Annotated in this window: 18 protein-coding genes; 17 read left to right on the top strand and 1 reads right to left on the bottom strand. The window is 40.3% G+C overall.

Translation table 11 applies throughout. The features are described 5' to 3' along the window. Positions 1–179: 179 nt before the first annotated feature. The 7 genes from EYW48_RS07200 (at position 180) to EYW48_RS07170 (ending at position 9300) form a co-directional block, all read left to right on the top strand. On the top strand, positions 180–1304 hold the full coding sequence (locus tag EYW48_RS07200; protein WP_277432141.1) for an AAA family ATPase: 1125 nt from the start codon (positions 180–182) through the stop codon (positions 1302–1304). 74 nt (positions 1305–1378) lie between these two features. Next, positions 1379–2488: a DUF3150 domain-containing protein gene (locus EYW48_RS07195; protein ID WP_277432140.1), complete on the top strand. Its 1110-nt coding sequence runs from the start codon at positions 1379–1381 to the stop codon at positions 2486–2488. A gap of 189 nt (positions 2489–2677) precedes the next feature. After that, positions 2678–3802 carry a DNA polymerase III subunit beta gene (dnaN, locus tag EYW48_RS07190; RefSeq protein WP_277432139.1) on the top strand — a complete coding sequence of 375 codons (1125 nt, stop codon included), beginning with the start codon at positions 2678–2680 and terminating at the stop codon, positions 3800–3802. Positions 3803–3864: 62 nt separating this feature from the next. Beyond that, positions 3865–4224, top strand: coding sequence for a hypothetical protein (locus EYW48_RS07185; protein ID WP_277432138.1), 360 nt, complete (start codon positions 3865–3867; stop codon positions 4222–4224). Between the two features lie 239 nt (positions 4225–4463). After that, positions 4464–5819: a hypothetical protein gene (locus tag EYW48_RS07180; protein WP_277432137.1), complete on the top strand. Its 1356-nt coding sequence runs from the start codon at positions 4464–4466 to the stop codon at positions 5817–5819. Then, positions 5819–7528: a conjugal transfer protein TraG N-terminal domain-containing protein gene (locus EYW48_RS07175; protein WP_277432136.1), complete on the top strand. Its 1710-nt coding sequence runs from the start codon at positions 5819–5821 to the stop codon at positions 7526–7528. The genes EYW48_RS07180 and EYW48_RS07175 overlap by 1 nt, the downstream gene beginning before the upstream one ends. Before the next feature lie 2 nt (positions 7529–7530). Then, the gene (locus EYW48_RS07170; RefSeq protein ID WP_277432135.1) at positions 7531–9300 is read left to right on the top strand and encodes a conjugal transfer protein TraG N-terminal domain-containing protein; all 1770 of its coding nucleotides are present in this window, start codon (positions 7531–7533) and stop codon (positions 9298–9300) included. 13 nt (positions 9301–9313) lie between these two features. Here EYW48_RS07170 and EYW48_RS07165 read toward each other — a convergent pair whose 3' ends face one another. After that, entirely contained in the window at positions 9314–10078 is a 765-nt protein-coding gene (locus EYW48_RS07165) for an EAL domain-containing protein (RefSeq protein WP_277432134.1), read from the bottom strand. Positions 10079–10293: 215 nt separating this feature from the next. Between EYW48_RS07165 and EYW48_RS07160 the strand changes: the two genes are divergently transcribed. The 10 genes from EYW48_RS07160 to yfbR all read left to right on the top strand — a co-directional run bounded on the left by EYW48_RS07160 (position 10294) and on the right by yfbR (position 20023). Next, on the top strand, positions 10294–11508 hold the full coding sequence (locus tag EYW48_RS07160) for a ParA family protein (protein ID WP_277432133.1): 1215 nt from the start codon (positions 10294–10296) through the stop codon (positions 11506–11508). Continuing rightward, the gene (locus EYW48_RS07155) at positions 11508–12728 is read left to right on the top strand and encodes a hypothetical protein (RefSeq protein WP_277432132.1); all 1221 of its coding nucleotides are present in this window, start codon (positions 11508–11510) and stop codon (positions 12726–12728) included. The genes EYW48_RS07160 and EYW48_RS07155 overlap by 1 nt, the downstream gene beginning before the upstream one ends. Positions 12729–13264: 536 nt before the next feature. Next, positions 13265–14407, top strand: a complete 1143-nt coding sequence (locus EYW48_RS07150) for a hypothetical protein (RefSeq protein WP_277432131.1) — start codon at positions 13265–13267, stop codon at positions 14405–14407. A gap of 325 nt (positions 14408–14732) precedes the next feature. Continuing rightward, positions 14733–15365, top strand: coding sequence for a hypothetical protein (locus EYW48_RS07145; protein WP_277432130.1), 633 nt, complete (start codon positions 14733–14735; stop codon positions 15363–15365). A 54-nt stretch (positions 15366–15419) separates the two neighbouring features. After that, positions 15420–16058, top strand: coding sequence for a hypothetical protein (locus EYW48_RS07140; RefSeq protein WP_277432129.1), 639 nt, complete (start codon positions 15420–15422; stop codon positions 16056–16058). Between the two features lie 10 nt (positions 16059–16068). Continuing rightward, positions 16069–17136 carry a lambda-exonuclease family protein gene (locus EYW48_RS07135; RefSeq protein ID WP_277432128.1) on the top strand — a complete coding sequence of 356 codons (1068 nt, stop codon included), beginning with the start codon at positions 16069–16071 and terminating at the stop codon, positions 17134–17136. A gap of 193 nt (positions 17137–17329) precedes the next feature. Then, positions 17330–17452, top strand: coding sequence for a hypothetical protein (locus EYW48_RS07130; RefSeq protein ID WP_277432127.1), 123 nt, complete (start codon positions 17330–17332; stop codon positions 17450–17452). Further along, positions 17440–18312: a hypothetical protein gene (locus tag EYW48_RS07125; protein WP_277432126.1), complete on the top strand. Its 873-nt coding sequence runs from the start codon at positions 17440–17442 to the stop codon at positions 18310–18312. Before EYW48_RS07130 ends, EYW48_RS07125 begins: the two co-directional genes overlap by 13 nt. Before the next feature lie 133 nt (positions 18313–18445). Further along, the gene (locus tag EYW48_RS07120) at positions 18446–19225 is read left to right on the top strand and encodes a hypothetical protein (protein WP_277432125.1); all 780 of its coding nucleotides are present in this window, start codon (positions 18446–18448) and stop codon (positions 19223–19225) included. A 186-nt stretch (positions 19226–19411) separates the two neighbouring features. Continuing rightward, positions 19412–20023: a 5'-deoxynucleotidase gene (yfbR, locus tag EYW48_RS07115; protein ID WP_277432124.1), complete on the top strand. Its 612-nt coding sequence runs from the start codon at positions 19412–19414 to the stop codon at positions 20021–20023. The last annotated feature ends 271 nt before the right edge of the window (positions 20024–20294 follow it).

Here is a 20294-nt window from a genome sequence, read left to right as displayed (position 1 = left end):
TAAGAGAGGCTTTAGCCTCTCTTTACTCTAAGTCTAAATAGATAAGTCAAGGATTTACCTATTCAGATTTCTTGCTCTTTGAGCAGAAAACGTCACCACCGCTTAGGTGACACTGCAATTGTGCAGATGCGGATTATTTACATCGATAGCTCGAAAGGGCAATTTTTAGGAGAAAAATCATGTCACAAAAGCCAACACGTTTTAAAGATGAAATTGATGGTATTGAGTTAGAGTATGTTTTGGCAAGTTCAACCATAGCGAAATTATTTCATATGGAAGATAAAGCAAAAGAAATACCTTACCTAAATACCGCGATCCCTCATCGTATTTATTTGCTACCTGGAACGGATGAGGTGTTTAAGCACCCATTAGTACCGAAAATTGATGAGATGTATGAGTTTGATTTACTCGAAATCGTACATGTACTTCCTTACATACTTAAAGGAATTGGTTCCGTACCTTATTTCTACGGTATGCATGGTACGGGTAAATCTTCGACTGTAGATCAGCTACACGCTCGCCTTGGTTTACCTGTTGTGCGCATCATTTTGGGAGAGGATAGTGAAGTCATCGATCTTGGTGGTCAAATGCTTCCTACTGAAACTGGTGGTATGCGGTTTCATGATGGCTTGTTAGTTCAAGCTATGAGAAATGGCTGGACAATACTCATTGACGAATACGATCTCTTACCGACTCGTCAGCAAAAAATGCTGAATGAAGTAATGGATAATCGTCGATTTACCATCGAAATTACGGGTGAACAGGTAACAGCACACGATAAATGGCGCTGCTGCCTTACGGCCAATACCAATAATACCGGTACGGGCAGTTCATCATTCGTATCAAGTGGCTCTGGTGATGCATCAGTGAATGACCGATTTCAGATGCTAGAAAAACATTATCTAGCCCCGGAAAAGGAAAAAAAATTACTCACTGAGTATGCGGTTTTACAGGTCAAAAAACACCCTCAAATAAAAGGGAGTTTAACCGAACCCCAGATAGTTCAGGCTTACTCGACTGTAGTCGATGTAATGCTTACGGTAGCGATGCGCATCCGTAAAGCACATGAACAATCGATGAAATCGCAAGCGTCAATGGCAACACTAGAATGCACCATATCAACCCGATCATTAAAACGTTGGATTGCTAAGGTTATCGCCATGAATGAGTTTTTTCTTGGCGCTACAGGTTCACTTCAGAGAGAAATATTGAGAGATGCATTTAAAATCTCTTTCGTTAACGGCATTAGCGCTGATGAAAAGGATGATGTCCTTCAGATTTTCGATGATTCAATGAGCGTGTAACTTGCAACATAATCGTTGGCACCGTTTGGGTGCCAACTCTAGCTCGAAAGAGCCATTAATTAGGAGAAAATACTATGTCTAATACGAATAACTTGGAAATGAGTAGTGTCAGTGATGCTTTGAAGTCGCAAGGTCTTGCGTTAATCAAAGTAGATATTTCTGGTTCTGATTTTAAAAAGTCGCTGAAATATTCAGAGATCGGTTTAGAAAAAGATCTCGAAGCTGAGCTGGCCACTCTTGGACGAAAGTCTGTGTTTGAAAAAACGTATCCGAAACTACTCAGAAACAACAAAGATCAAATCTATACATACCTCGATAAAATGGGGGTTAGATTTGGTTCCTTTGGTACTTGGGCTGTTCCAACGGAAATTTATCAAGAAGTACACAAGCACTTAAAAGAAAAGCAGGAAGAGCGAGAAGCGATTAAAGCGGAACTTTTAAGAAAATACGATAGCTTGCTCCAGGAGTTTGCGCGACAAGCGGAAGAACTGAGAGAAGGCTTCGGTCAGATTGTGTTAACCAATGCTTATGATAAATCGCATATTCAAATGCAAATCGGCATGGTCATTGAGGCGCAAGAAGATATCATCTCTGGTATTAGTCTTAGTGCTATTGATGGCATGTCTCGTCTAGCAAGAGATTACGATCGTGACTTGATGAAAGTAGCAAAAAATAACAACACTCGACCTCGGATAACTCGTTTTACGCGATTAAAACTGGAAGAGATGCGTGATTATTGTGTTCGATTTATGTTTTTAACATCAGTGCTTGAAGATGCAGCACGATTAATCGAACAAACCATTGCTCAATTACCTTCGTCAGTAGCGAGCAACAAGGCATACGATAAAGAAACTTCAATTGTTTTGACAACATTAAAACTCTTAACTACCCCAGATGAATTAACCGGTGTAGTTATCGATAGTCCACTGCAAGATGAAACATCTTCATTAGATGACTCGGAAGAGACTGATTCCTCATTACCAATGAATAACGATGAACAGTTGTTATCAGAGGTTGGAACAAAAATAATTGTCGAAGAATATGAGGGGACTGATTCTGTATTAAGCACAGTACCTTCATTTTTAGGTATTGATAGTGGCTTTTTTGTGGATGAAGAGTTCATAGATGATTCTTTATCCAATAGCGTTGATCTTAATATTGACGAGTATTTCGCAGAAGATTAAGCAAAGAAAGAGTGGTCCCGTTACTGGGCCACTCTACTTTTTAAGGGAACGAGTGAATATACTCATGCCTTTGCATCGGTATGTTTACTCTACGGAGTTAGCAGTAACTAGGGTTAAAGTTACATGGCACTGGCCACAACCCAACAAAAACTATTTTGCTCGAAAGGGCTATGTATGAAGGAGATAAATATGAAAATTAAGATCGATACAATGGGACTGCTAAACGCTGTTAATTTCATTTCGATTAACGAGCATGGTTATGATCAAACAACGTTTTTTATAGACCAGGCTTACGTTATGGTGACGCCCGGTCAGTGCGTCCTCATGCGGTATGGTTTGAATATTGAAAAGCAATCAATGATCGTCGGTTGTGACAGCACTGAATCGCTAACTTTCCAAGTAAATTATGAAGCCTTTAAAGGGATTGTTCATAATATTGCGAAGCGGTTTAGTGAGCTAGAGCTATGCCTAGATAAGAAAAATACGTTAACCATTAGCGCTGGTAGATTGAAAACTGAATTAAAACTTACTCAGTTAACCCCATCAACTAATGAATTAGATCCAGAAGCTGAAATGAACGAGATGTCCATTAAGGTGAAAGATTTTGAACGCATTCTTCGAATATCAAAAGCAGCAGCAGCAAAGGGTGACATCCGATACTACCTTAATGGAGTCTGCCTTAATTCAGATGAAACTGGGGTATTACGATCTATTGGTACTGATGGGCATAGGCTGTCAATAAGCAAATGCTCATATCGAGCACTTCGATATGAACAACATCAAATCATTTTATCGAATGATGCGGTGAGTTACATTGAGGGAATTTTAAAATTATCGCCCGATGAAGACGTTTGCTTAAAATTCTCCAGAACATCAATTAGGATCAAACTCAGCACAGGAGCATATCTAAACTCAAAAGTTATTGATGCCTCTTATCCTGATTGGCGCAGAGTAGTTCCAATGAGCACGAAATCGAATGTAACGTTTCGCAAAGATGAACTGATGGAATCGTTAAAATCGGCAATGCCGATGACGAATCCAAAGTTTCGGGGCGGGAAGTTGTCGTTCAAAAATAACACTTGTGGTATTTCGGCTAGTAATGACCTTGGTAGTTACGAAGACGAAATAGAGGTTGCGGGTAACAACATAGCCAATATCGATATTGGGTTTAATCTTGAATATTTAGTTTCAGCATTAAACGCCATGGTCGGCCCAAGCGTTGTTTTAGGTTTTAATGACGGAGGTACAGCAGCAACCATCATTGAAGCTGAAAATCCTTCAGGTGTTCAGGTGGTGATGCCGGTTCGAATCTAAGATAGCTTACCCCTAGGTCGCAAGATCTAGGGCTCTCGAAAGGGAGTGTATAGGAGATAAATATGGTAATTGAACAAGTCAAACTAACTCGTGAACAGCTGATATCTGTGATTAATGAAGAATGCCAGAACGCCTCAAATGAAAAGCTACAAGCTATTGCAATTGAAGTTTTCGGGGTTAAGTTGAATCCATGCGGTGCTACTAAAGGAACGGTATTTATCACTAACTTAAATATGGTGAAAAACACAACATTAGTTCGATTTAGAAGTACGAGATGTGATAAACAAATTTTACCATTAATAAAAAAACACAAAGAACAGTTACCAATCACGCAAGCGCGAGCAAAGGCTAGGTTAGAACTATTGGGATTAGGTATCCACTTAACTCAATCAGAATTTAACACTGCCTTTGATAGCGCGTAAGGAGGGAATGATGTTTAATAACCCACAATTTTATGTAACACGCCAAACAGCTTACGCAATTTATCGAAAAGCATTATTAAGGCGTCGAAATCGTTAATCAAAAGCCACTCCAAAAGGGGTGGCTTTTTTGTTTATCGAGTACCACTAATAGGGCAGCTTGAAATGTTGATTTAAAGATAAGCGACAATTATCTACATGAAGACACTCTTGAATAGAGCCACGCGGTTAGCTAGATAATTATGAAAATATCAAAGTCAATTTTGGCATTTATCTGTGCAGGTACAATGTCCACGGGCGCATCCGCGCTAACATTAAGCGAAGCAGACAAAACAGACATGAAGCTGTTTTTTTCAGCTGCTGCACCGCCATCAGAACCCATTAATATTCCTTTACCCCCACTCACATTGCTATCGGGTAAAGTGACTATGCCGACATCTTGCAAAGGTAATGTTGGTCTATCCATCACCAACGCCTTCACCGATGGCACTCTAAAAAAAATCTACGAAAATTTCGAAACCATAGTTAAGCAACTCGCTTCAAAAGATGGCGCTATCTTTTTAGCGTCATTATACATTTCAAAATCCAACCCTAACCTCTATCAGTTAATTCAAGAAGGCATAGATCTCGGGATAAATGACTATCTAAGCGCTATGGGGTCGTGTAGTGCGATAGCTGAATCGCTGGTGGAACATGTAGGTGGCCCCTTAAGCGAGATGCAAAGAAAAACAAAACTCAATAAAATTGTTGAGCTAAATGCCGAAACAGCACTGGAGAATGATTGGAACAACATCAGAGTTGAAGAGTTGATTAAATCGGGTTTGGACGCAGCGGCTGAAGATGGATTTACAATTTTTGGCAAGAAACTCGGTGGAAAAAATCAACCACCAATAGATCTCATCGACAATACCGTAAAATATGGTTGGTGTATTTATCGTGGATTGACGAGAGATGAGTGCACGAATTTTTATAAAAACGCAAATTCGACATCAGAGCTACCAAATATTAGCGAAACACTAAAACTCATCACACCAACTATCGGGGAGCTGAATACTGCAGCAACGATTATATTAGGCAATAAATACATATCTATATGTAAAGGCTGTGACAGTATCGATCTCAATAGCTACGGCATTCAAGCGTGGATTGCCTTAAAACAGCAAATTATTGCCCAAAAGATTGTAAAACTTTCAAGTAAAAGTATTCGAACCATTACAAGTGAAGAGTATGAATCAGTTGGATTTAGTACATCAATCAGAGTAGACGCTAATTATTTTAGGAACTTGGCATCGCTAGATAGAGATGTTGAGGTTTTTAATACCTACGTTTCTGGATGGGCATATGACGTTGCCTATGTGCAAGCTAACCACCTTATGGGGGAGATCCGGAAAAGTTTAATATCTGCATCTGGGGATAAAGACATTCAAGATGCTGGCCTCAACAAAGAAGTGGACCTTTTAATCGAAACGCTTCAGGTGGAAGAAGATAACTTAAATAACCACTCCAAAGTCAATAACTATCGCTCCAAAATGTATATCGAAAGATTGCTATCAGCCCAAAAAACGCGATCTTCTGACAAGCCTTTAGGTGCTCAATAATGATTGCGGTTCAAGATCCCTGGGGACAAGTCCTAATCCCCTACGCGATCAATCTTTCAGAAAGGGTTTTTGATGTTCTGAATGGGTTAGGGCTTGTATTCATTCCATTCATCGCGCTTTTTATTATGGCATTCTTGGAGGCAAGAGCTCAAGGTCTTGATGAGGGTTCTCCTGCAGTGTTAGCCGTAAAATGCGTAGAAAATGGCTTTTGGTCAATGTTTATACTGATGGTTATTTTTGTTATACCATTCGGCAATTCAGAATCAGATGTCAAATTCACTAAATTTCAATGCGGAATAAATGGCGGCAATACCGCATTGGAGCCACTTTATAACCTAGAGCCAAAACTGCAGCAAGTCGGGCTTGAGTTGTCGAATAATAGAGCAAGGCTTCCATTGGCGATCGGCTTAGTAAATAACTCTACGGTTGGGGTTTCTGAATCACTGTCCAGTCAGTTACCTTGTGGGAGAAGTACGTCAGCTATTCAAGCTGAGGTCGATAAGTCGTTTATTAATATAAATAATGAAGCGCTGATTGATAACCTCAAGCAGTTTTCACAAGCCTGCTACAGCGTTGGCCAACAAAGAATTGCTGATGGTATTAATAATGGGACAACAAAGATAGCCGACCCATATAGCAAATCCGGTAATTTCTTTTTTGGTAATAATTTAAGAATGGCGTATGAGGGGAGTGCTAATCATCCATCCCAGAGGCCGCTTACTATAAGTATAAAATCTCCAGAGTATGTTGGGCCAATCAAAAATCAATACAAACCCAACAATTACGATCCCGAATCAACAAACTCCACATTCAATTACCTTACAAATTTAGTTGGTCTGGAAAATACAACCAATAAACTCATCATTAATTGTTACGATGCAGCCAAAGATTTCAAAGACGTAATGGAATTGGAGTTCACCAAAAACCAAGAGCATGCTGATGCTATTGAACGTATATTTTTATCCAAATCAATGTTCCCAATCATGAGCGATGATGGAGCTAAACACTTTATCACCAAAAACGAAGTAAAGGAGGCTTACTTACATCAAGCTTATATTGATGCGGTTGTAGGTAAACGATCGATCATCCAAGAAAAAAACCCTGTTGAATCTAATTTTTTGTCAGAGTCATGGAACATGCTACTGGACGGTGTTACGAGCTTTATGACTGAAGGTGAAACTAAAACGTACATGAAAGAGCGATTGGTTAATTTAGGGATGGGAGTTGCGATATTTGAGAAGGCGACTGAGCGCACCAATTTATATGCCATCATACCTATGTTCATTACCGTTATTACTACGGTTGTTTACATTGCCACGCCATTCCTTTTTTTACTGGCCGGGTTTTCATGGAAAATGGCTGGCAATATCATCTTTGTGCATTTCTATCTAGCAATGAGCTATTACATGCTAAATGTAGCTTATCTAATCTCAGATGTTCTGTGGATGATTTCCGATAGTGCTTATGGTGTATCTCTAAAAAACAGTGGACTAGCTCTGCATTACATGGCGATGAGTAGCCCGGTGGTTGTATTAGTTAGTTGGACCGCTGTTTGTGTGCTCGCAGGATTAAACCTAGGGCCGTTCATTGTGGGGTTATTTACTGTTAATGGTGTAGCTGCTGCTCGCGCTGGAACCCAGATGACAAAACAAGCAACAAGAGGAATGAGCGGTGGTGGTGGTTCAAGCAAAAGACAAGTGGGTGGATAAAAATGAATCTAGTTACTAATGATGTGAGTGGTTTGTTTTTATTACCACTAGGGGCGGTTATTTCTGATAGTGCATGGGATATTTTTAATGGACTCGGTTTGATTTTTTTCCCATTTATTATCATTTTCGTTATGGCCTTCATGGAAGCAAGAGCCCAAGGCTTGGATGAGGGCTCCCCTGCTGTTTTAGCGGTCAAATCAGTAGAAAAAGCATTTTGGCCAATGCTGATTACTATTGTGCTGGTGGTTATGCCAGTGAATAACCGGTTGGATATGTCGTATCGACAATATTCGTGCATGACGAATCCATCGTTAACGAGTAATAATCTAACAGATATCGAACAATCAAGCGAAACCGTTCTAAAAGCTTTAGGGTTTAATGGGGCGTCGCCATCGATAATGACAGGTTTGGTTCACACTGTTTCGACAGGTGTGAACTCTGCACTAATAGCAGGAATGGCTTGTACGCAAGGTGCCTCAAAAAAAGAAGTGTCGCAGTTCGTAGATAGCCAAGCCCCGCAGTCTGAGAGTGTTTATCGGTCCATAGTTGCATTTGAAAATCAGTGTCACTCATTGGCGGTATCTGATGCTAGAGAAGCACTGGCTCAACAAAAAACGATCCGGGTTTCATCTGATAATTTGAATGGTTGGAGTTTCTACCCGCCACCATTTGATTCCGAAGCTAGCCTAATGTTGACAGCTTACGATGGTATGCTTATTCCTGGAGAGGGGAAAGCCCCGATCACTATAACGATTCCTAATACATGGTTTGAGCAGTCAAAGGTAGGGCAAACGATGAATTGCTCTTTGGCAGGGAAAGATCTATACAAAAAAATAGAAGATGACGTACTCGCTCAAGATAATTTTACTGAGCATGCTGAAAAGATGCTTTCGTATGTAAAGCTATTCAATGGTAAGGCCACGGCATCACATGTTAAGCACGATTTAATCATGGTTGTCTATAACGACGCTTTAAAAAATGGCAGCAATAAATGGGACACTCCATCAAAAAGCAGCGGCGACAATTCAATATTTGGATTCTCTATCCCGACAATTGCTCCCACTAACATTGGTATCATCAATAATTTCATTTCTGAAATTACTACTGGCAACAATCGCAGTATCGAGGAGACTAACACTAGCGTTACTCAATCTATCACTAATGCAATGGTAACTATAGGGGCTATTTATTCTAATTTGGTTGAATCAGGAAAAGCACATGCCGTTGCTCTAATAGGGCCACTATTGGTGGTTATGGTTCAAACAATACTTATAGGCGCATTGCCAATACTAACTGTATTATCTGGATACTCAGGAAAATTTCTTTATAACTGGGTATTACTTTACTTCTCAATATCCCTAACCCCATTTTGGCTAAATCTAGCTACCCACTTAGAGACGATCTTGTTATCACTTTCTGATTATTCAGAGTCCATCGTCACTCATGCAAGTAACATTAAGTCCGGCACTGACATGCAGATGTATCTGATCGCGACAACATCAGCAATGTTTGTATACATCATACCAATTATTTGGATCATGTTAGTTCAGATGGTAGGTAATATCGCTGGATCATCATTTATGACTCTGATTGCAGGGGCGGCAGTTGTTGGACAAACGGGTGGAGAAGCTTTAGCGTCACTTGGACAAAAAGGCGCAGAGGCCGGAATTCGAGGCTCTAGCGGTAATGGCAGTAATGATAATGATGATATTGGCATTAACACCCCAAATTCCTATGGGCATCAAACAAACACCATAGGACATAACCACTAACACTTAACCATTATTACAAAACGCTGAGTGAGTCATGGAGTAATCTGGTTTTCCATGGCTCACTTTTTAATAAGTGAAATGGCTGAGGTTTGGCAAAGAGATACCCTTGAGCTAGATCAATTCCCAGTTCCATCAAATATTGTGACTCTAACGTAGACTCAACACCTTCTGCGACAATTTCACAATCGAACTTAGGAATAAATGAAACGAAGTGGCGAAGCAATTCTTGTTTTAAAGAATCGACCTCGATGTTTTTTATGAAAAATCGGTCAATTTTTACCTGATTGAATGGAATAGAAAAAAGCCGATCGTAAGACGATGCTTGAGCACCAAAATCATCAAGAGATGTTCGGATGCCAAAGCTATTAAGCGAACAAAGAACGGTCGCTAATTGCTCCATAACGAAGGTCGAATGCACCTCAGTCACTTCGATGGTGATTAGATGTGAAGGGTAATTGAAGTAATTTATTAGCTGCGTAATGCGTGAAATAGTGTCGTTACACAGCAAGTGAAGAGAGGAAAAATTAACATTAAGTGCAGTAGGACTGTGCTGGAAAGAATCCAGAGCCTTTGAAAAAACTAGCAACGATATATCTCGTCCCAATTTGGAGTCAATCGCACTAAAAAGTTTCTCAACGCTACACGACATCTGATCCGTATTCCAACGAGTAAGGATTTCAAATGAGTGAACTGAACTATCAGCAAGCCGAACGATTGGTTGATATACGGGATAAAAATCAGAGTTCTTCAGCATTGATTCAATTAAATTCAAATTCACGAGTTAACTTCCAATAAAAAGAGCAATAACACAAGTGTACCGCCATAACCCAATATGGGACTAAATTAAGCATGGGGTCCAATTTAGCTAAAGATTCACCCATGCAATCCTCAAGGTAACGACCTTTTTGCTTACTGTCGTACCTTTTTGCTAATTGTTTGCAAAAAAGGTGCGAGTTATGTATTCTGTAAGCAATAAACTTATAGGAGCAAAACATGTCCAAGAGCATCGAAAACAACTGCGACTTTCTAGATGAACAGCTAGCGAAAGTGCTACCTCTAAAGAGTGCGGGTATTAGTCTATCTCTGGATAAGCTACCACTTAAAACACCTGCATTTAACGCAAAAGAGTTGGCACTACAACTAGGTGTAACGGAAGCTATTTTCAAGACGGGTTTAAATAAATTTGAAGAACAAAATGGCTTCAAATTTCCAAGAAAAGGCAATAATGCTCTAGATGTTAATCGTAGTGATGCGATTGAAATCATGCGATTTTTTGAAAAGAAATCGATTTCTGATTTGCGAGATGATGATTTTGAAGTTCCAGTATTACTAATACATGACGCCAAGGGTGGGATTGGAAAGTCAACGGTCGCTGAAACTTTGGCAACCCAATCATCATTTGACCTAAAAAATCGCCCAAGAACTCTACTTATAGACACCGATCCACAAGGTTCTTTGCGTCATAAATTAGCGCCAAAATACACAAAGCCACTACACAACCTACTTCGATTGCTTACCACCAACGTTGAATTAAGCAGAGATATTCGCTTATCTCCAGAAAAACAAGCGGAATATAAAGCCATTCTAGCAGAGATTATCGTAACAACTCACGCTGATGACGTTTCGTTGCTTCCTTCCTTTGGCGATTGTAAACACTTAAACGTTTATTTGGCAGGGGCGTTGGCTAGGGGGATATCAAAAGATCAAGTTATCTCTGTATATAACGACGTAATCATTGAACCATTACGCTCTGATTTTGATTTGATTATTATCGATAGTAATCCCGCAACCGATATGATGCTCTACACCCTATATTATGCAGGAACCATGCTTGTAATCCCAGTCACTGGGCGTCAGCAAGATGTTAATGCATATGTTGAATATTTAGAGAGCGTTAAAGTCATTCTTTCTACGATGATGCCTAGTGATGCTAAAGGCTTTAATGACATCATCACGCTAATCACCAAGAATACCAAGAAGCCGAAATCGATTTACAATCGCTCATTAAAGATCAAAACACTAGCAAGATGCTTTTCAACAATGATTTTCGAGTCAAAAGTGTATGAAGATGCATCAGAAAATAACCTACCAATACAGTTAATGAATCATACCAGCCGCAACGTAAGAGATTCGTTAGAGCATGCAAGCTCATTGTATGAAGAAATCGCTAGTCTGGTGTTTTCACAACTTCAATGTGAGGAAGAGTAATGACTAACATCAATCCATTAGATGCCATTTTTGCCAATAACCTCAAAGAAGAACCGACATCACAAATCAAACAACAAAATGAGGAAAGGAAGGCTCAGAAGTGGATTAGCGATCAAGAGAGTTTATTTTCGAATGTTCGCAGAAATCTAGCAAAAAAACCGGAAGGTGTTGATGACTCGGAGATACTAAAAGCAATTGGCCTTAGCTCGTCTGGAACGTATGACTTCAAACTCAAAGATGGCCGTAGAATTGCCTGCGACCTATTAGTATTTACTGGTCGGACAGAAATTGAAGCCAAAACAGATATTCACCCTGCCAACGGACGCGATCAAGGCTCCTTAGATAGAGTAGCCCTTAGCGATATTATTGAAACCATCGAACGAGATGGCGAAAATACATATCCTGGTGTTGGAGCATACAGTGAAAACAGCGATAAAGTTTTAGTGTTTGATAGCTCGCGACGAAGAATGGCCTGTATTTTAACGGAATCTAGCTATCGGATATATGTGGCTCGTGAGCCTATCAGCATGAGAGATGCAAAATATCTAGCAGACATATCGCGATTAACAAAGAACCTCTCCGATAGAGAAGAAGGTCGCGTTCTTCTTGACATTAAAATAACAAATGCCTTTGAAACTGTTGAACAATTGGCAGATCACGTAGGCGAAGAATCAGAGTTGGTACGAAGAAAGCTTAAAGCAGCTAAAATCCCTACACCAATCATGGAACTATTCCCAGATTACAATAGTTGTAGTGTTAAGACATACCAAGATATAGCAAAGCTATCTGATCAAATTGAAAAAAAGGTAAAGCAAGACATCGGTAAATTCCGAGCATCAAAAAGTGCAGGTGCGGATAATGATTTATTGCGAAGCCAGTATGATGAAAAAGTTAATCATGAAATAACAATTGCTACCAATAAGGTTGTTTTGAAATACAAAGGATTAGAGTCTGAATGGCTTAAAAACAGCGAACTGGCCATGAACAATAAAGACCGTCTTGCTTTGTTAAAACAAGCGATCATTGGCCGCAAACCCAAAGCAAAAGTACCGCATAAAACAGACATACTTGAATTCGCCAATAAGAAGATGGCAATAACAAAAAAACGGTCTGGTAAAGCTAAGGTCTATTATGAGTTTGATAACCAACCGGAACACAAGCTAGAAAAACTCGAACAATTCATAAGGCAGCTATTTTCTGAGGATTCAGACAACAGCTAAAAAAAGACCTCGAACAGCCGGGCAGCTCACGAGGTCTGTCACACAACAATCTACCAAATCAGAGGTAATCACTATGCATAATCCAAGTGTACGTCATGAAGACACTCTCCGGCAAATGTTAATGGCGTCGGTGCCGTCCATGTGGCCATTTTTATGTCGAACCTACGGCATTAAGGCGTCGAACAATGCTAAATTTAACCCCAAATACCGACCAATCAAATTGCCATGCGAGGAGCGAAGCGAAAATTTTAAATCTCAGTTGCACTCATAGAAAACGACACAATTAAGGCTACATGGTTTGTAGCCTTAATTATAACCAAACCTTTAGTGGAAAAGGTTTGTGCATTAATGTATCTTAGAAAGACAAGAGAGAACTCTCACACAAACTAAAGCTAAACGGTAAGACTACTTTACCATTTGGCTTTTTTTGTTTTTTGCGTAAGCAAAATATGACAGGTATGAAAGTCAACCTGATACTGTTCAGGAATTACCACACACACTACAGCTCGAAAGGGCAATATGACAAGGAGATAAAAATGAGCACCCCCCAAAAATCGCATGCTGCTTCGAGTGAGCCTATCGACGCAAGACGCAAGGCAGCACTACGCTCTGTTGATGTCCAACAGAAGTTGCACGATGAGTTTGCTGAAAAGTATGGATTTCTTAATGAAAATCAAGAGATTGATATTGTGTCAGCATTTAACTACCTAGATGGGACATTCTTTCGCGACATAATAGATCGTGGCATAACGGTTACGAACTACCTTCGTACACAAGTTGTGACAGTGGCGTTGGAAACAGGTCTAAATCCATTTAACAATGAAATTTATGGCTGTATAACTCCGTTCGGGGATCTAAAAGTAATGGCAACTATGGATGGTTGGATGAAAATCGCCACCTCCGAAAATATTACCCAGAGAACTTACCTTTACTCGGATGCATCCGAAATAGTGGAGATCAATGGTGTTGAATATCAGGTGCCAGCATGGATCGAATGCACTCTAGTTCACAAGGACAAGGGCACATCAACAGCTAGGGAGTATTTTCTCGAAGTGTTTCAAAATGCACTTCACCATCTTCCTAGTTGGACTCGACCTGCCCGAATGTTGCGACATGTGGCTTTTATTCAAGCATTACGTCAAATGGTTAGTATTAATGCGCTATCGGATAGCGATATTATTAGCGACATAACGCGAGAATATGAAGCTCTAGCAACAAAAGCTCAAGCCGAAATGTACCGCAATAAAGAGCATGATAAACCACTAAAGGTGGATGCTTCATTCCCATCAGTCAAGCAGACAAGGGCTCTAAATATAGACCTCGAATCAATTGACATCGAAGGTGATACCGAAGTGGAAGCCAAAGCCGAACCTCAAGTGGAAGCCAAAGCCGAACCTCAAGTGGAAGCCAAAGCTGAACCTCAAGTGGAAGCCAAAGCTGAACCTCAAGTGGAAGCCAAAGCTGAACCTCAAGTGGAAGCCAAAGCTGAACCTCAAGTGGAAGTTTTTGAAGAGGTCTATGTAAATAGAACAGTTTTGCAAATCATCAAGCCATATCTAGCTCTTGCAGATAAAGGCCGGTTGACGATCGAGAGCCTAAAGAAAAAGCGCTGCATCATCAAAGATGCTTACGCCTTAAAATGGTTCGATCAGCAAGTTCAAAAGCTTGAAAATTCATAGATCAAGTTTAGTTCCGAAAGGAATGTTTAATAAGGAGATAAATATGTTCTGGTCCAATCCAGCAATTGAAATGCATGATTTTGCATTTCTAACGGTGTTATTTGGCTTAATGGCCATAGGCTACCTAGCCCATCGTTATACTTAATATAATAAACTGCCCTAACTTCGGTTGGGCAGTTTTAGTCTAAATAGGTAAGCATTACGTTTACCTATTTAGATTTACTCTATCGAGTGAAGGGAACCACCGCTGAGGTATCCACTGCTTTTGCGCAGTTGCGGAACATAAAACAACTTGTCCGAAAGGATAATTTACATGGAGATAACAATGAGAAGTCAGAGCTTGATTGACAATCGAGTAGTAACATTTTCCGATTTTAAGGAATCGCAATCACTAGAACCTGAAAAAGATTATTTTTTCTATGAAGGGATCGTGAATTGTAATGAGAAAAATTTCAAGCAGTGGTTAAAACGTAGGCCATTGTTTGCGATTCATAATGTTAATGTCGGCAACTTTACCGAAGCTAAGTTAACCACAAAGCATTGGGAGCGTTTAGCTATCAGCTATAAGCGTCACCAAGCAGAAAGTGAGTTGGTTAGCCAGTACCCAGATGGTTACTTTGAAGCGCTTAACCAGGATGGGCAGGTTGCTTGCTTTCTACCCGAACCCTGTCTAAAAATGAAGAATAATGGCTATAAATTTAGGCTGTCATTTTTCGATAAAGATGGGCCTCGCTATCATGAATGCTTTAAAACGAAAGATGAAGCATTGCTCCAACTTGCTAAAAAACAATATGTATATACGGGGGAAAGCATCTTAGACGGCTTGACGCAGTGTGACGATTGGGATCGAGGCATGTGGATGACAAAGTGGATATCTGAAAACATCACACCGATGGATGGGCTTAGTCGAGATAAGGGGATACCAGAGGTTTCTTACTTATTTTCCGCTTGGCTATAAAGATCATCACCACACATTAACGCGCCCGAAAGGGCAATAAACAAGGAGATAAGTATGTATAACCGAGAAAAAAGACGATTCGCCAAGCTCATTATAGATAAGTATAAGGAGCTTGGTCGCAGCGTTGGTAGCTCCCGATACTCTCAAGAATATCGTCGTCTGCGAGATTACGCGGAAGTGATATTTTTAGCTGTAGGACAAAAGCAATCAACACTCTTAACATCGAGCGATATTATCCAAGCGGTTAGCAGGATAAACGCCCCGTCAGAGCACGTAAAGCAGCTAGAATACACTGCGAGCTTAGCTATTTCTCAATTAGAGAACTTGCCAGCAAAAGTGTTTTCTCAGATATATCCGTGTCATTGCGGTGGTGAATACAAGCTCGGAAATGATGGTAGTTATCTTTGTGATCATTGTCATTACATAGGTCGCTCCGATCAACATGGTTTCCCTGTATCTTTACCGGCCCCCTTTGCTGTGAGAAAGCTTAGACGGGAATTTCACCATTTGATTAGAGAAATCTGTAAATGTTATGTAAGTGAAGATGAAGCCTATCAATTGATAGCTTTTGAATTAAAACAGCCTCTGCCGCTAATCCATGCTGGTTTGTGTTTATCTGAGGATAAATTGAAAGTGATGAATAGCGCGGCACGTAAGGTTTGTTCACAACTAGAGCTCGAAAGGGCTAGTTAAGGAGATAACAATGCTAAAAGTAAACACGCTAAATCAAGGAACCCAAGAGTGGGAGGATTGGAGATCATTCGGTATTGGTAGCTCCGATGTTCCTGTGATTATGGGGGTATCTGAATATAAATCGAGATGGGAGTTGTGGGCCGAGAAACTTGGCATTAAAACCCCTACAGACTTATCAAGAAACCCTCATGTTCGTCGTGGTAATTTCTTCGAACCTTTAGTTAGGAAGTCGATAGAAATGAAGCTCGGTGTAAAGTTAAATGTGTACTGTGCTGAGGATGATGTCTATCCGTGGAGAAAGGTATCATTTGATGGGGTTGCTCTCATTAATGGAGAGAGCATTCCAACTGAAATCAAATGTCCTTGTCTGACACATTTCGATGATTTAATCGAAAATGGACTGAAGTCAAAATTGGCTCTAATGCATTTGCCGCAACTCCACTACCAAATGGGCTTGCTGGATGCTCCTTACGGATATTTGGTGTTCTACTTTGAAGAAAATAACACGTTAAAAATATATAGAGTCGTTAAAGATTTAGATATACAGACATCAATATTTGACAGCGTAGATCGTTTCTTCACTCAGAACATTCAAAACGCAACAGCACCGGAAAAAGATCCAAACATGGATTACTACGAACCAGGCGAAAAAGAGCTGATTCAGTGGGATCAGGAAACGATTACGTTTTTTGAGCTACAAAAAGAAGAATCAGACCTTCGAAAACGCTTGAAAGAAGTTAGCACCGAAAAAAAGGAACTAGCTGAAAAACTGACGGGGATCGCGAGTGAGTTTAAGCAACTCTCACTTCACGGAGTAAAGATAACCACCGTAAAAGGCAAAAAATCATTTCTTTACGATGAATTTCTTGCAAGTAAAGGGGTTGAAATTACTGATGAAGAACGAGCTAAATTCACGAGCATTGGTAAACCGTCTTATCGAATTTCCGCAATCAGAAATCGGAAAGACCTCGATAAGATAGAGAATCGAGTAATACAAAACCAACGTCAACAAGCACTCACTTTGTTCGATGCTATATCACGGGACGATCAATATGAAGATGAATCGTACTTTGCTTAACTAACCATTTTAAAGTCGCCCTTACCTTCGGGTAAGGCGCTTTATTTGAGTCTTCAAAGAAAAAATTAAGCTTTTTCTTTGCGGATTTTTACTCACCGAGTAAGAAGCGTCACCACCGCTAAGGTGACAACGGCAATTGTGCAGTCGCGGGACATTTACCTAGCTCGAAAGGGCATATTTAAAGGAGATAATCATGGAACAAAACAGTGAAAAATGGGAAGTTGCTATTGAGCGTATTTCGGTACTAGCCAAATCAGGAATCTCACTTCTGAGTACATACAGCGGTGGAAAGACAGCTCGTGTGTGGTCATTTTAATGCTTGAGGCATTAAAGAGATTAGTTGAAGCGGGTATACCAAATATACCGAGCTGCTACATTATGAACTCGAATACTCGCAGAGAAATGCCAATGATTGATAATTATTTGGCAGGGGCGTTGATTGACATACAGGTTTTTATTGCAATCAACAAACTACCTGTAGAGGTTATTCAGGTTGAGCCTAGCGTTAGTGGTCGTTGGACTTGGACTTGCTTGGGTCGAGGTAAATTACCTCGGTTCCCAGGACAATCGAACGATTGCAGCGTTGACGAAAAAATCATCCCAATGCAGCGGAAGGTTCGCGATTTGGAACGGGAGACTGGTAATCAAATCGTATCACTTGTTGGCTCTAGGTATGAAGAGAGTCAAGCAAGAAAGGAATCAATGCATAAGTACCAGATGAGTGAGTTAGCCATTGTTGATATTGATGGTAGAAAAACCTACTCGATCATAGCCGACTGGTATTTAGATGATGTCTGGGAGCTAATAACTGGCTGCAGTGGCACTGAAACGTCACCGCCAAAGTTGTTTCGAACCTTTCGAAATGACTTTGATGAGCTTGTTGGGCTTTACAGGGATGCCAACGATGGCCAGTGTGCTGTTTTAATCGATGGTTCATCGAAAAAGGCATGTGGGAGCAGATTTGGTTGTGCATGGTGCACCGTATCTGGAGATAGAGATAAGAGCTTGGAAAGTATGGTAAAGGAAGATGAAGAGAAGTATGGCTTTATGAACCCCTTACTTAAATTTCGTGAATTTCTTATTAGTATTAGATTTGACATGAGCAGGCGTGATTTTCGTGGACGAAATATAAGTCCAGCAAAGCATATGAAAGTGGTGCCTGACTATTTTCTCTAGAACTAAGCGGGAATTACTCCGCTATCTCATCACCATTGATGCTATAGAGCTTGACAGAGCTCGTGAGCATGAAGCGAAATGGTACGCAAACCAAATCCCGCATACTGAGCACAATCGCTTGCTGTGTGGACCAATGTTCCAATTTGTCACTTATGACGACATATTGCTCATTGACTTTGCATGGTCTCTACAGCGTGATTTCAACGAAGCGTCGGCAGCAGCGAAAGACTGGATCGAGATTAGAGAGTTGGGTTACAGATACCATACACCATCTATCCCCAAATCTCCTCGGATTAGCATTCCGCAACGTCGATGGTTTGATGTATCAAGTGCTTTACCGCATGATGAGGAGTGCGAAGGCTTATTGGTTGCAATGATTCCTGTCGGAAGACGCATGGAAGAGCTCAATGTTGAGCATGCAGATGAGCTAACGATAACTCCAGCTTCTGGATGGTCATACATAAATTGTGTTCGTGATCATTATTACGAGCTCAATCATGTAAGCCATCAAGAGGTGTGTCGTGCTGCAATACATCATGGTTGGATTCAGATGAGAAAAGCTGATTTACTCCGCTATGAACACATCGCTCGTCGCCATGATTACATCTATAAATTGATGCAATCGCTTCGCCCACAAACAGAGGACGTAGATGGCGAAACGAAACTTATGAGTGTGGATGAGTTTTTACAGTCCAACTCTATAAGTGATGATGAGCATCGGAAAATACTTTCACAGAAATATAAACTTGAACTTGAAAGCGAATATGAAAACGATTTATTGGGGGTTGACTCTATTGTTGAAGCAATGGATTTACAAACTCAATCCAAATCACGTAAGTCTTCACCAAATAGGACTTTACATGACATCGCATCTTATGAACTTGCAAGCAAGCAAATAACCATTCCACTGTAACCAAATTGCACATCTTCATTTGAAGGTGTGCAATTCACCAAGTCAAAAGTCTTGATTCGAAAATAAAATTTCTAATCAGGATTTGCTCTTAGAGCGAAACGTCACCACCGCTAAGGTGACAACTGCTATCGCGTAGTTGCGGGATATTTACTCAGCTCGACAGGGCATTTAAAAAAGGAGAAAACAATGTTTACCCATAAAAAGAATACGTTAGTCGCATGGCTACTACGCTCACGCAACCTAACACGCTGGCCATTGATGCATACATTCAGAAATGAAACCGTAGCTCAACACAGCTTTGAGGTGGCAGTTATTGCTTATAAACTAGCAGTAATAGCCAAGGTACGATTCTCCATGGATGTAAATCCTGAGCGAGTTTGTACATTGGCCGTAATGCATGAGGCTCAGGAAGCTGCCGGATTATCCGATCTACCTTCACCATTGAAATACGCCAATCCAGAACTGACTTCGATGATAAAAAAGATTGAGGAAAGCATTGAAAACTCATTGCTAAATACTGAGTCTGATGAAATGATTCGTGATTATATTACTCCTATGATCAACCAAAGAAGTAATAGCGATAGCGAACGTTTTATTGTCAAAACGGCAGATTACTTGTCTATGTTCATTAAAGCGTCTGGAGAGTACAACGATGGCAATCGAGAGTTTTCGGATGTTATTAAGAAGTTAACAATCGAGTTAGACAATCGACGGAAAAATCCAGATCATCCAGAAGTTGAGTATTTCGTATTAAAATACCTTCCAGAGTGTTTGAAAACATTGGATGAACTTATTTAGATGATAAACCACTAGGTTTCTAGCTTGGCTAGTCCTAGTGGTTTAAGGTCGTTACATTGCTTAGATGTGCGTGTTTTGTGATAATTGACCACACACCAAAAGCATCAACCAAATTTTTGCCCTTAGAGCAGAAACGTCACCACCGTCAAAGTGACCCCACAAACGAGTGGGTGCGGTATATAAACAAAGCCGACAGGCTAAATCTTAGAAGATAAAAACCAATTTACTTAAGTTACATCACGACTCGAAAGGGTTTTAAATTAGGAGATAA

The organism is Vibrio sp. 1180_3, assembly GCF_029478545.1.
GTDB classification, from domain to species: domain Bacteria; phylum Pseudomonadota; class Gammaproteobacteria; order Enterobacterales; family Vibrionaceae; genus Vibrio; species Vibrio aestuarianus.
Note: the sequence above shows the minus strand (reverse complement) of the source record. Positions and strands in the feature narration are given on the sequence as shown.

Coding starts and splice junctions, on each gene's coding strand:
- EYW48_RS07140 (WP_277432129.1), top strand. CDS start 15,420: ATGTATAACCGAGAAAAAAGACGATTCGCCAAGCTCATTATAGATAAG.
- EYW48_RS07155 (WP_277432132.1), top strand. CDS start 11,508: ATGACTAACATCAATCCATTAGATGCCATTTTTGCCAATAACCTCAAA.
- EYW48_RS07145 (WP_277432130.1), top strand. CDS start 14,733: ATGAGAAGTCAGAGCTTGATTGACAATCGAGTAGTAACATTTTCCGAT.
- EYW48_RS07150 (WP_277432131.1), top strand. CDS start 13,265: ATGAGCACCCCCCAAAAATCGCATGCTGCTTCGAGTGAGCCTATCGAC.
- EYW48_RS07130 (WP_277432127.1), top strand. CDS start 17,330: ATGGAACAAAACAGTGAAAAATGGGAAGTTGCTATTGAGCGTATTTCG.
- EYW48_RS07120 (WP_277432125.1), top strand. CDS start 18,446: ATGTTCCAATTTGTCACTTATGACGACATATTGCTCATTGACTTTGCA.
- EYW48_RS07200 (WP_277432141.1), top strand. CDS start 180: ATGTCACAAAAGCCAACACGTTTTAAAGATGAAATTGATGGTATTGAG.
- dnaN (WP_277432139.1), top strand. CDS start 2,678: ATGAAAATTAAGATCGATACAATGGGACTGCTAAACGCTGTTAATTTC.
- EYW48_RS07135 (WP_277432128.1), top strand. CDS start 16,069: ATGCTAAAAGTAAACACGCTAAATCAAGGAACCCAAGAGTGGGAGGAT.
- EYW48_RS07175 (WP_277432136.1), top strand. CDS start 5,819: ATGATTGCGGTTCAAGATCCCTGGGGACAAGTCCTAATCCCCTACGCG.
- EYW48_RS07180 (WP_277432137.1), top strand. CDS start 4,464: ATGAAAATATCAAAGTCAATTTTGGCATTTATCTGTGCAGGTACAATG.
- EYW48_RS07170 (WP_277432135.1), top strand. CDS start 7,531: ATGAATCTAGTTACTAATGATGTGAGTGGTTTGTTTTTATTACCACTA.
- EYW48_RS07195 (WP_277432140.1), top strand. CDS start 1,379: ATGTCTAATACGAATAACTTGGAAATGAGTAGTGTCAGTGATGCTTTG.
- EYW48_RS07185 (WP_277432138.1), top strand. CDS start 3,865: ATGGTAATTGAACAAGTCAAACTAACTCGTGAACAGCTGATATCTGTG.
- EYW48_RS07160 (WP_277432133.1), top strand. CDS start 10,294: ATGTCCAAGAGCATCGAAAACAACTGCGACTTTCTAGATGAACAGCTA.
- yfbR (WP_277432124.1), top strand. CDS start 19,412: ATGTTTACCCATAAAAAGAATACGTTAGTCGCATGGCTACTACGCTCA.